This is a genomic window from Pseudoxanthomonas sp. OG2, assembly GCF_014192765.1.
Taxonomy (GTDB): domain Bacteria; phylum Pseudomonadota; class Gammaproteobacteria; order Xanthomonadales; family Xanthomonadaceae; genus Pseudoxanthomonas_A; species Pseudoxanthomonas_A beigongshangi.
This window is the reverse complement of the sequence record NZ_JACHYM010000001.1, coordinates 76,164-88,283: the sequence shown is the minus strand read 5'-3', so window position 1 is coordinate 88,283 and position 12,120 is coordinate 76,164. Positions and strand designations below refer to the sequence as shown.

Genomic DNA, 12,120 nt, shown 5'->3' with positions numbered 1-12,120 from the left:
AGGACCAGGATTATTTCGTTGTCGAACAATCGAGAAGCCGTCATCGCGAGCTAATACCTGAATCTAGCCGGTCCGAGAAGCGGATTAGGCTTGAATGAATTGTTCTATTGCTTACCCGCAAAGCTGGTTACTCGTGGTGGTACATGCGTTGGAGGCCGAACTGGGCCAAGTGCTCTTGGGTCGTCCAGAACCTGGCAGCCCCTATCCAAGCGTAAGAGATCTCTACTTGGTGTTCTGTCTCACGCTCGACCCGTGCATCTTCGACACCAGGAATTGCGGAAATAGCGGCCAGCCCATCGGCGCCTATCGCACCCGTTGCAAGGTGGCCCAAGCCGCTGCGCTCCAAAACAACGGTGTTTCTCGTCATGACAGGTCCTCCGATGGTGATTAAGGAATCTAACGCCGGAAATAAACCACGCCGCGAAGCGGCTTCGGCTTGAATGAATTGTTAGCCTTCTGGCCGGGGGCTGTGTGTGCTGCCACCCATCGCAGCATTGAACCCCATACGCTGTCTCTCAAGCACAATTGTTTCGTGGTGCTTAAGTATCGATTCGATAAGAGCACGATTCTTGTCAGAATCTTCCGCAGCCAGCGTTTGAACAGTAGCCGCCATTGCCAAAGCGAAGTCTAGCCCCGCCTTCGCCTCAGAGAGCGCGGCCTGTTTTGCAATCATCTCTGGGCGTGAACTGAGCAGGTCTATGCTCGCTTTGTTCAACTCATTTTGCCAGCCGATGATCTGCGTCTTAATGTCCTGCAATGTCCTGCTGGCAGCGTCAGACTGTTGTTTGGCGTTCCACCAGAAGAAGATAGAAAGAGCTAGGCTGAGAAGCGAAAGAATTAATCCGGCGTCCATTGATCCCTCTCCTGAAGGCTAACTACCCAATAGCCGGATCCCTGAGTCCGGTTATACGACTTACCAACCGCACATCGTATGGTGCGCCAGCCCCCTGATACGGTTCGTTTTTAGGGTGGCCGGGCCCGGCTAACAAGCCGACGTATCACCGGACCCACAGGTGACGCGGACTAAGGGTACGCGCCCTCGTTTGACTTCACTAAAGCCGCCCTCATGAGGTCTGCTGCTTGCCGCTACCGCATCTAGCCCGCGAACCGAACAGGCAATACGCTAGGTTGCGAAACACCGGCGGGGCGATATCGACAAACTGTTGCGTCCATAAGCTGAATCCATGGCCGGAAGCGGCCCTCCCCTACCCCTGATAAACATCCCTAATCCGCTATGCCGTCTGAACATTAGGTGCGAATCCTAGAGCACTCAGCTAGGAAGCAGCCTTCAGAGGGATCAGCGGCATTCCAAGAGCGTCTCGTTCGGTTCCCTGAGTGAGGGACGCTACTGAAGTGATGGTGCGTAGGCCAATGGTCCATTTCTCCACCCCACCTATTTACTTTACGTGGGACAGAACCAAATCCCACTAAAGGAAGTCCGCTAGGGCGCGGCGGACAGGTTCCATTTCATCCCTTGCCCCACTCCTCGTGTGGCAAAAACTTCGGATCCACCATTTCGTAGGCACCGTCCATTTAGAGAGCATCAGGACAAGCGTCATCGATACGGAAAAAAATGCTGGCTAGTGAACCTTTCTCGTCTTCCGATACGGGCAACAACGCCACGCAACCTTTGTACATCCCACGCCTCAGTACCTTGCTTGAATCGTTTTGCCAATGAAGCACTGTTAGCACCCCCGCCTTCTCTTCCCAACGCCCTTCGTTGACTTTGGAGCTATCGCACACATCGCACTCTACAAACGCTCGATATGTCCCATCTTTCGAGAGTTCAAGAACCTGCGTGTATCCGCGCCCAGCAGTCCATACTTCGACTGCAATATCGTTCTCCTTCTCGCCGGGAAGTGAATCTCTCGCACATGAAGTTAAAAGGATACCCAGAATACACCCCCAAAATGTAACGAGCACCGAAAGCTTCATGGCCACCTTCTTTGCCTGGAAACTCATCGGCCTCTCCCGTAGTGTCCGTAAAGGATGTTGACAATGTTTTGAGATCGATCCCGGATGGCGCGAAGGATAGTTTCCTTGCATGCTTCGTCACAAGGGTACTGCTTAAGCTTCTCAGTCAAGCAACGCAGCTCTACTGCATGCGCACTAAGCTCTGTTGCTGCAGTAGAGGAGGAATCTCGCAAATGCCTGACTCTCCAATATGCTGGCTCCCAAAAGCGCTCCTGACATGTGCTTGGGCTTGTCTTTGCCAAGTACACAACATGTGATCGTTCATGAGCAAGCACGCACTCCGTAATTGGAGCAGAGCACTTCCCATAGAGTCGCTCAATCACGTGATTACTTGTAACAGGATTCACACTACCCTTATGACAGGACACCCACCCCATCACATTGCGACCTGAAGGAGGTCCATCTGTGAAGTACGGCGCGAGCCCAAAAAAGTCCCAAGAGACTAGAGGAGTCGAATCAACATAAGCATAGGTTGCCAATCCTCCGTTCAACCCCATAGGGTCACTTTGTGTGTAGCGACCGACTCCCGCCTCATAGCTGCGGAAGTAGTTGTAGTTGAGCGCTGAGGCCGCGTCATACCGCTGCCCCGGGAACCGCATGTCCAGCACGAAGGGGATGCCATCCCCATCCGGGTCCTGTTGCGGGGCGGTGCTGCCGAAGGCTTCGCCCTTCAGGTCCCAGGTCCACACCGGTACGTTGCGCGCCGCTTCAATCACCACGCGCGGGCTGCCCAGGTGGTCGGGCTGGAGGTAGTGAAGCTGGTTGCCGTTGGCCAGCAGGCCCACCGGCAGGTCGTCCATCCACAGGGCCTGCTGGACGGGCGCGCCGCTGTCGTCATAGTCGCCCAGCCAGTGGCCGGCTTCGTCATAGACGGTGTAGGTGTTGGTGGCGCCCAGGTAACGCCGCACCTGTTCGCCGCGGCCGTTGTAGGCGTACTGCCGGGTGGTCACGCCGGACTGCTGCACGAGGCTCATCCGGTTGGCGTCGTTGTAGGCGAAGCCACGGTTGGCGTCGATGGCGGTGGTGTTGCCGACCGCGTCGTAGGTCCGGGGGACACCGGCCACGTCCGTGAGGCGATGGCTGGTCGTGGGGTACGTGTAGGCCGCCGTGCCCGCCGCCGTGGTGTGGGCGGTGCGGTTGCCGGTGGCGTCGTAGGCATAGACGTCGATGGCGGCCTGGGTCGGGCCGTCCTCGGTCCGGGTCAGTCGACCCAGGGCGTCGTAGCCGAAGCGGATGGCCGGGGTCGCCATGCCTTGCGCCGTGCCCAGCGTCGTCAGGTTGCCCACCGCGTCATAACCAAAGCCCAGTGACAGGCCCCCGGTATTGGGGTCTTCGATGGTGAGCGGCCGGTAGTCCTGGTCCAGCGTCCGGCTCAGGCTGCGGCCGTTGCCGTAGGTCCAGCCGGCCACCGGGCCGAAGGGGTGGTAGCTGGCCTGGTGCAGCAGCACCTGCCGGGGCTGGCCGCTGCGGGTGACGCCGACCTCGGTCACCTGCCCCTGCGCGTTACGGCCGTAGTCCACCGTGGTGCCGTCCGGGTAGACCATCGCCTGCAGGTTGCCGGCCAGTGTGTAGGCGTAGCGGACCACGAAGCTCACCCCGTTCGTGGTCTGCACCTTGCGCACCAGATGACCGAAGCGGTTGTAGCAGTAGCGGGTGCTGCCGCTGGCATCGTCCATCCCGCTCAGCCGGCCCACGCCGAAGGTCTCGCCGGCTTCGCAGACCGTGGGAGCGCTGTCATAGGTGTAGCTGACGTTGAGGGCGGTGTCCGGGTAGTTCACCGCCGTCAGCCGGTTCAGGGCGTCATAGGCGTAGGTCGTGGTGACCCCGCGCGCGTCGGTCTGGCTGGCGCGGTTGCCGGCGCTGTCGTAGGTGTAGGTGGTGGTCCCGGTGTCCGGGCTCTGCAACTGGGTCAGGTCGCCCAGCCCGTTGTAGGTGTAGCTGGTATTCAGCCCCTTAGGGTCGGTGACCTTGGTCAGGTTATCCAGCGCGTCGTACTGGAACTTGGTCTCGGCGGCGATGCCGCCCACATCCTGCAAGGTGCGCGCCAGCCGGTTGAGCGGGTCGTGGTCGTGGTCGGTCACCCGGCCCAGGGCGTCAGTGACCGTGTTGGCGTTGCCGTTGGCGTCGTAGCTGAAGTCGGTCGGGTTGGCCTGCGAGTCGGCCTGGGTCGCCAGTTGGCCCAACTGGTTATAGATGCGGCTCAGCGTTCGCTTGAGGGCACCGCCCGCGTCCTTGGTCTCCTCGGCGAGGCGGTTGCCGGCATTGTCCAGGACGTAGTGAATCGTGTTGCCGGCGTTGTCGCTGATGTCGGTCAGGCGATGGGCCGCGTCGTAGGTGTAAAGCGTGAAGGCGCCACCGGGCTGGGTCACCTGCTTCACCAGCCCAGTCGGCCAATACGCCACGCGGGTAATGGCGTCATCGGTCTCGACCGTGTTGTCCGGCCCCCGCACCTTGCTGGCCGTCAGCCAGCCACGCGGGTGGTACTCGTAGTCGGTGATGACACCGTTGGGGTCCTTGACCGACAACGGACGGCCGGCGCCGTCGTACTTCACATACTCAACCACCTGGCCCTTGGCGTTGGTGACTTTCCAGAGGTCACCCTTGCGGTAGGCGCAGGTGGTCGTGGAAACCGCACAGCTTGCTTCTTCTGCTGGAAAGTAGGTGTAGCTGGTGCTGTCGCTGGCATCGGTGCGGGGCCCATCCACGGAGGTCAGTAGTCCAACCAAGGGGCACATACCTGCAGCCACATCCACCTGTTCGCAATACGTGGATGTCGTGACCCGTGTAGTCGCCGACAGCGGTTCGGTCCGCGTCATGGTCAATGCTTGACCACGGGCGTTGTAGGCCCAGTTGGTGCGCGACATCAAGGCATTGGCGGCGTTGTATGTCCTACGCTCCGAGGGAACATCCAGAGCGTCCACCCAATCGGTCTGGATAGTATGTTTCTCGGTCACAACATTCGCAGCAACTACCCTCCGAGTCTCGAAACCCCGCGCATTGAAGTCGTAGTCCGTCATGGTTCCATTGCTCGTAACCACGTCCATGAAGCCGTGCCTGTCGTACGTATAAGCCACGTTCTGGCCGACACAGCCAGAACAGGTGGTAGTCGAAGAGATCGGAAGCACAAGGCCGTTGACGGCTTTAAACGCGATCGTGCGAGAAGCCCCCAATGGAAGGTCAGCATTCGCCTGAGCGTTGTACGCCTGATTGGACGTCGGCTGATAGATGGCCGAGATTCCTCCCACGCCAACAGCTAATTGGACTGCAAGGGCCTTGGATGAATCATAGGTGGTCGTGGAATACCGGCCTCCATTCTCGTCCACAACACCCGTCAGCAGTCCTTCCGCGGCCCCTAGAGCGACAAGCCCCGCTTCGCTGTAGGCAAATACCCTGCTGGACCCATCAGGATACTCGGTACGAACCAGGTAACCGCTCGCATCGTAGTCATACTTTAGTTGGCCTCCCCCAGGCAGATCGATGGTATCGACCCATCCATTGGCATTGTAGGCGTAGGCCAGTTCACGTCCAGCCTGATCCACCACTTTCTCGACCCGTCCCGATGCATCGTAGTGAAGGACATTTCGGCCTCCCTGCCGGTTGGTGACTTCGTCCAGGCGACCTTCCGCCGAGAACTTGTACGTCTTTCCGTCACCGTCGTTCAACGTCCAGCCACTGACATCGCCACTCGCGGCGTAAGAAGCCGCAAGTTTCAGTTTCGTTCCCGCAAAACCTATCCAGTTCTGCCCCTTCCTACGAAAGCCGGATACCTTGCCATCTGCGTGAGTGAAGTAGGCTACTTCAATGCTGTCGGTGGCGGTCACTCGATGAATTGACTGGATGCCATGAGCGACTCGCTTCTTTCCAAAGATCCTCAGGGAAGGTCCGACTGGATTGGTTGCTTCGGCGGAGTTGTATGTCCAGGCGACACCAAGTGGAAGAGAACCAGACCCGACATAATCGAACGCTGCCTCGAACCTGTTTCCATTGCCTGCATTGACCGAACCACTGAAGCAGCCGTCCTCGCAAGGAGGCGCTCCCAAGTTCTTGTCGGCATTGGGCTCGCCGCACTGGCGCGTTTGCTCGTCCCAGGATTGCCCGCTGGCACAGGGTGCTGCGTACCAATGGCTGGATTCCACAGTGTTGTCATAAAGACCACAATTCATCGAGAACTTGTTGGATGACTGTCCCACGTAGTGGCCGTAAACCATGCAGGTATAGAACCCCCTGCCATCCGGTCCTTGCAATTGCCCAAGCCCATGCTCGCAGTAGTAGCCTTGCTTGACCATCGTGTGATGGACTTTTGCAGCAGCGCCATTCGTCTGGCACCCGGCGTTGGCTTCCGGGGCGGTGTCATAGTAAATGGTGGCATTTGCATTATCGCCAAGCCCCAGAAAGAGCATTGCAGCCAGCAACAAAAGCGAGATGCATCTAAATTTGATTAGCGAAATACGTGGAGTCGACACACCGCTTCTCGCTTCGCGAACAACCATCCCCGACAACAAATCACGCACGATCCGCATGCGCTCTCCTTCCCTTTCAGTCCTGTTGGTCACATCTGATTCTTGTAGCGGCGCGTTGACGCGACACCCCGCTCACCGCCCCGCTTCAATAAGCTTGGAAGGTGCCCGGTGTCAAGAAGATTTCCACGCACATCAGCATCTTTCGCTTGGTGCCGCTGCCGGCTTCGGTCGGTGCTCCGAAAGCAGTCAACGTTGTTGCCATACAGGTGCTTTCCCAGCGCGATCAACTTCGCGCCTTCGCGCGCTGTCCGGTTTGGCGTTGGAAATATGGAATCAGAGCATCGAAAATACACTCACAGCCCTGTTGTAGTTTGATGCAAAAAAACCCGGCTAACGCCGGGTCCAAGGTGACTGCGAAGATCGCTTCAGCAAATCAGAACGTATACCGATAGTTGGCAAACACCTGCCGCCCCAGCGGGCTGTAAGCACGCCAGAAATAGGGATAGCTAATGAAGCTGTCATCCCGGGGATGCAGGTTGTTGAACACGTTGACGACGCTGAAACCGACGGTGGCTTTGGGCGTGATCTTCTTCTGGACGTCCAGGTTCCACAGGAAGAACGGAGCGACGCGCGTGGATTCATCCCAGCTGGGCACCGAGCCGAAGCGGTAGCCGTACACGTTAGTGCGCCAGTCGTTCTTTTCCCAGCCTACCGTCCAGTTGGCCCGGCTGCGGAAGTTGTAGTAGCGGCGGTTGTCGCGGATGTTTTCCACTTCATCCTGGGCGAAGCGCTGCAGGTCCAGTTTGGTGGCGTGGGTGTAGTTGATCTGGAAGTTGAACTTGCCCCGACGGTCGGTGTCCAGCACGTACTTCCAGGTGGCGTCGAAGCCGTCGGATCGGATCATCGACTGGTTGACGGGATAGGCGGAGTACCGGCTTACCTTGCCGTTGCCCAGCGACGAGGTATCGCGGGTGATGAGGCCCAGGAAGTGGACGCAGGACGGGGAACCGGCGTCCACCGGGTTGCCCTTGACGTCCGCGCCCAGGCGGCAGTCGGCGTAGGTGCGCATCAGGTAGTCCGAATCGATCTCGCCGACCTGGTTCTCCAGCTTGATGCGGTAGTAGTCGAGGCTGAAGGACATCTGGCTCATCACGTCCCAGACGACGCCCATGGTACTGGAGCGGCCTTCTTCCTCCACCAGATCCTTCCTGCCGTCGTAGGTGCGGAACACCTGGTAGTTGTAGTCGTTGCCGGAGCAGCCTGCGGAGGTGGGATCGATGCCCTTCACCCGGCAGAGGTAAGCATCGGTGATGTACATGTAGCCGCCCGAGTGCCCCGCGTAGACGTAATGCATGTCCGGTGCCCGGAAGCTGGTCGCATGGGTGCCACGCAGCAGCAGGAAACTTACCGGCCGCCATTCCAGGCCGGTCTGCCAGGTAAATGCGCCGTCGACATCGGTCTGATCGTCGTAGCGGTCGTAGCGGCCGGCCAGGTTGGCCTTCAGGTTGTGCAGCAGCGGTACGCTGAACTCGACGCCGAGCGCATAGCGGTCGCGAGCTCCCCCGCCCCGCGTGTTGGTCAGCAGGTAGATGCTGTCCTTGCCGGCATAGCCGGGGGTACTGCGCGCGTCCGGGGAAAGCAGGTATTTCTGGCGCGCGCCTTCCAGCACGAAGGCCATGCCGAGTGGTCCGGCCGGCAGGTCCAGCAGATCGCCGGTCAGGGTGAACTGGCCCTGGCTGGACTCGGATTCCGCCCGGTCATGGACGGTCGTGATCAGCGAGCGGTACACCGACGGCGCCATCGGACTGAACAGACGATCCACGCGCACGTGGTAGCTCGGGTACTTGTTCGTCCCGACATGCCCCAGCAGGTCGCCAAAGAAGTAATCGTTGACCTTGTCCGTGGTGAAGTACGGCCTCTTGACGTCCATCTCATAGCGGGAATGGGACAGGCCCGCGTCCCAATCGAAGCGGCCGTCCCGCCAGGTGCCCCGCACTCCCAGATTCAGGCTCAACGAATCTTCCTGGAACACCGACTTCTGCGACCCTCCGGTCTCGGATGGCGTGAAGATGCGCTGCGCCTGCACATAGCCAAGGGTCGGATCATGAACCCAGCCGGCCGTCTGCCAGAACCTGGTCGCGCTCGCGCCGGTGTTCTTCGAATGGGTGTACAGCAACTGGCCATAGGCCTGCGTCTCCCGGCCCAGCTCCAACGTGCCGTACAGATAGGCCGATGCCTTGTCGAAACTGTTCTGGATGGATTGCGTGGCCGGATAGCCGAAGTAGCCGCATCGGTTCTCATGGGCGGCTGTACGCGCGGACCGGTAGGGCTGGAAGTCCGGCGAGGTCGCGGCGCAGGCCGAGTGCAATGCATCCACCGAACCGGAGAGCTTGCCGTCCGCATCCGGCCACACGTAGCCCGGGCCGTTCTGGTAGAGATACACGCCACTGACGGCGGTCGCGTTATGCGGATCGTTCCGATATCGGGGATTGTCATGGTAGGAGTCCATGAAGTCGCGCTGCGACGCGAGGATGGATTCCCGATTCAAGTATTCCAGGGCATAAATCAGGTTCCAGCGGTCGCCGGTCTTGCCTCCGGTCCACTGGAACAGGCCGGTATCGCCACCGCCGCGCGTGGTCGTGCCTCCCCGAACGTACAGCGAGTCGCCGTCGAAATTGGACTTGGTGATGATGTTGACTACGCCCGCCACGGCATCGGAGCCATAGATGGCGGACGCGCCGCCGGTCATCACCTCAATGCGCTCCACCGCCGCTGCCGGAATGCTGCTCAGGCTGACCGCGTTGGACTGGCTGTTGTAGGGCATCGGATAGTCGGCCATCCGCTTGCCGTAGCTGATAGCCCGGGCCGAGGCTGCGCAGGTTGACGAACTGCGCGTTCGGCGTGAAGCCGCTCTGGTTGATTTCGTTCTGCACGCTGCCAGTGAACTGGCTGAGCGTGGAAAGGGCCTCGTAGACGGTCGAGAAGCCCTCCTTCTGGATATCGTCCGCCGTGATGACGGTCACCGGCGACGGGCCTTCGATATCGACCCGCTTGATGCGCGAGCCGGTGACCGTGACCTTGTCCAGGTTGGTGGCGGACGGCTTGTCGGCGCGGCTTTCTTTGTCCTTGTCTTCCTGCGCCAGCGTCGGCCCATTGAACGAGAGCGACACAACAGCGAACACGACGGCCGCGCCTATAGGGCAACGGCCTGATACGGCGTGATGGACTTGCATGACTTCCCCTTGGTCGATTGCAGGGAGTTAGCCTCTCTGCACACGAACCCCACTGGTTCGCGATTCGAACATAGGAAGACGACTGCCCATATGCAAGCTTTTGATTTCAAAGTATTTAATGTCACATTCTCGGTGCGCCCGCTGTTCATTGACATGGTGCACGCAGCACAAGAACAACGTGCAGTCTTCGGAAGTGACGGAAGCCACGTTCGGCGTCTGCATCGTACGCAGTGCAATACCGAGAACCTATCGTCGCTGGCACTGCATGCCGGGGAGGAAGACGCCACCCCGACATGATGCGTATGCTGCGTCAGCGCATCGCGCGCTTGCGTTTCAGCAGCTTTCGCTTGGGACCGTCGCCGGGTTGGGCCGGGGTGACCGAGATCCATTCGGACTGGTTCATGATGCGGTCGACCTGCCGCTCCATGTTCTCGAAGCTGGCGTACCAGCGGTGGATGGCCATGGTGGGTTCGTTGTGTTCGTCGCCACCGCAGGCGGCGCTGAGGCAGCCCATCAGGTTGAGTTGGTTGCGCAGTTGTTTCAGTTCGTAGATGGCCGCTTCGGAAAAGAAATAGCCGGTGCGCGGCATGGCGGGCGTAGGGGAATCTGAACTCATTGGCGGTACTCCGGTCCGTGGGGAAAGATCCCCGTTGCCGGATGGCAAACGGGGATGTCGGGAGGCCAAAAAACCGCATTTCGTCGGCGGGCGTATTCCCTCAGATGAGGTCTTGTATTAGCCGCCCTCCCGACGCAGAACGTCTTGCGTCGGTCGTACCCGTGACAGGTACAAAAGACCCACCAGATTGTCGGAGGTGGGCACCGCGAAATGTGGAGTTTTTGGACTCCGGCGACGAGTCTGCCTTCGCCATCGAACGCGTTCAATGCTTTGGCGTTCAATGTTAGGCAAATAACCTGGTGATAGTTCGAAGCGACCTACCCTGTCATCCTCAACTACCGACGTTCGGACAAGTCCCGGCACATGGTTGTTGCTACCGAACAAGCTGAACATTGAGTTTTGCGATGGGCCGGAAGATGTCGTCGGTGTAGTCGAGGCTTCCCAGCGGCCCAAAAATTCCAACAAGGGTCACCCATGAGCCGCCCTTCCCTTTCAGCAAGGCGACCTGCCCCGTGAGCAGGATGGAGTCAGCCATGCTGAAGTTGTCGGAGAACTCTTTGCTTGTGATGCAGGATGACCATCTCCAGGCGGATTAATGTCATCAGGTGATTCCAGCAAGGTTCGCAAGAACAAAAAACTGGCTTGCCTATTGCCAGAATCGACTTGAAGCTCCGTCCACCACTCGCTTCAGCAGATGCCAGGAGGCTGCCGAGCCTTCTCCCACGTCAAACTTCGACAAGAAGAAGGCTTAGGGCTTCTTGGATTTGAAATAGCCGGCGTCATACAAATAGCCTAGTGCTGCGCCAATGGCGATACCGATGGCGATTCGGTCGATGAATGCCCCCAGCGCCAAGCCAAAGACCATGCCGAGCAGCAGCCCCTTGTACGAAGTTGCAGGGTTCATGTCCTATCAGTCCCAACTGACGTTCAGCAGGATACAGGCTAACGCGATTTGGCTTTCGATGCAGACCAACACGGCCACTGCAAGCCTGGAGAATGTCCACTAACATGGCAGGCTCAACAAGCAGCCACTACATGGCACGGACAATGATCAGGCACACCCCGGTTGCCACCGCACAACCTGCCCGGCTACCGCGGATGCAAAGTGGCCCATATCCGCCCCCCAAAGCTCCTTCGGGCTAAGATACGGTCTAGAGGGTCATGTCGGCGAGTCCGAACAAGTATCCCTTTGACTCCAACAAACTCCTCAGTCGCTTTTCAACAGCGTCCTTGTCATGAAGGCGCCAAGCCCACAGCTCGTAATAGGGCTGTTTTGCCTGATCGTAGGCCGAAGTCCGCCGGCTGACGCTTACATCGGACGATTGCGCCGCCTCCTGCCACATGGACTGGAGTTCGGCAGGGCCAATCGACTGGCGATTTCCGACGTGAAGTGTGAATGTAAGTTCGTGCTTATGCCGCACAACCATCTCCCTAGTTTGGAGCCTCAAACAACATCAGATATGCCGAGACGGAACCAGATAACTTTGACCACTCGCTCGGCATAGAGCCAATCGAGCCTCTTTCTCGGATCGATTTGCCTGTCATAGGAGCACTTCAAAACGCTCTCCAGCTCGACCAGCGCCTCCCCTTTCCAGGCCAGGTAAGCATCGCAGGAGAACTTCAGTGTAGGACGTAATTGATGGAAGCTTTGCTCCAGGCCGGGAAACCCATTTGCCGAGATTATCTGCTCCCAAAAATCCAGTTCGGCCTCAATGTTGATGACCGTCCTCTCCGCGATATTTGACAGGTCCACAGGCCAACCCCGGCAGTCCCCGGACATGGTTGCATCACGCATCGCCTTGGACGCGTTGCCCTAGAGGCACGCCTTTTGCCTGCG

Annotated in this window: 9 protein-coding genes; all 9 read right to left on the bottom strand. The window is 59.0% G+C overall.

Annotation, left to right across the window (positions count from 1 at the left end; genetic code table 11):
* Positions 1-448: 448 nt before the first annotated feature.
* Entirely contained in the window at positions 449-853 is a 405-nt protein-coding gene (locus FHW78_RS00360; protein WP_183636303.1) for a hypothetical protein, read from the bottom strand.
* A gap of 680 nt (positions 854-1,533) precedes the next feature.
* A complete protein-coding gene (locus FHW78_RS00355; protein WP_183636301.1) occupies positions 1,534-1,962 on the bottom strand; it encodes a hypothetical protein in 429 nt (142 codons plus the stop codon).
* On the bottom strand, positions 1,959-6,494 hold the full coding sequence (locus tag FHW78_RS00350) for an RHS repeat protein (protein WP_183636299.1): 4,536 nt from the start codon (positions 6,492-6,494) through the stop codon (positions 1,959-1,961). The genes FHW78_RS00355 and FHW78_RS00350 overlap by 4 nt, the downstream gene beginning before the upstream one ends.
* 373 nt (positions 6,495-6,867) lie before the next feature.
* Positions 6,868-9,273 carry a TonB-dependent receptor gene (locus FHW78_RS00345; RefSeq protein WP_183636297.1) on the bottom strand — a complete coding sequence of 802 codons (2,406 nt, stop codon included), beginning with the start codon at positions 9,271-9,273 and terminating at the stop codon, positions 6,868-6,870.
* A complete protein-coding gene (locus FHW78_RS00340; RefSeq protein ID WP_183636295.1) occupies positions 9,188-9,616 on the bottom strand; it encodes a TonB-dependent receptor plug domain-containing protein in 429 nt (142 codons plus the stop codon). The genes FHW78_RS00345 and FHW78_RS00340 overlap by 86 nt, the downstream gene beginning before the upstream one ends.
* A gap of 361 nt (positions 9,617-9,977) precedes the next feature.
* Positions 9,978-10,283 (bottom strand): hypothetical protein, encoded by a 306-nt coding sequence (locus FHW78_RS00335; RefSeq protein ID WP_141452850.1) that lies wholly within the window; start codon positions 10,281-10,283, stop codon positions 9,978-9,980.
* 373 nt (positions 10,284-10,656) lie between these two features.
* Positions 10,657-10,818: a hypothetical protein gene (locus tag FHW78_RS00330; RefSeq protein WP_183636293.1), complete on the bottom strand. Its 162-nt coding sequence runs from the start codon at positions 10,816-10,818 to the stop codon at positions 10,657-10,659.
* Positions 10,819-11,031: 213 nt separating this feature from the next.
* Positions 11,032-11,187, bottom strand: coding sequence for a hypothetical protein (locus FHW78_RS00325; protein ID WP_183636291.1), 156 nt, complete (start codon positions 11,185-11,187; stop codon positions 11,032-11,034).
* Positions 11,188-11,727: 540 nt separating this feature from the next.
* The gene (locus FHW78_RS00320; RefSeq protein ID WP_183636289.1) at positions 11,728-12,078 is read right to left on the bottom strand and encodes a hypothetical protein; all 351 of its coding nucleotides are present in this window, start codon (positions 12,076-12,078) and stop codon (positions 11,728-11,730) included.
* Between the last annotated feature and the right edge of the window lie 42 nt (positions 12,079-12,120).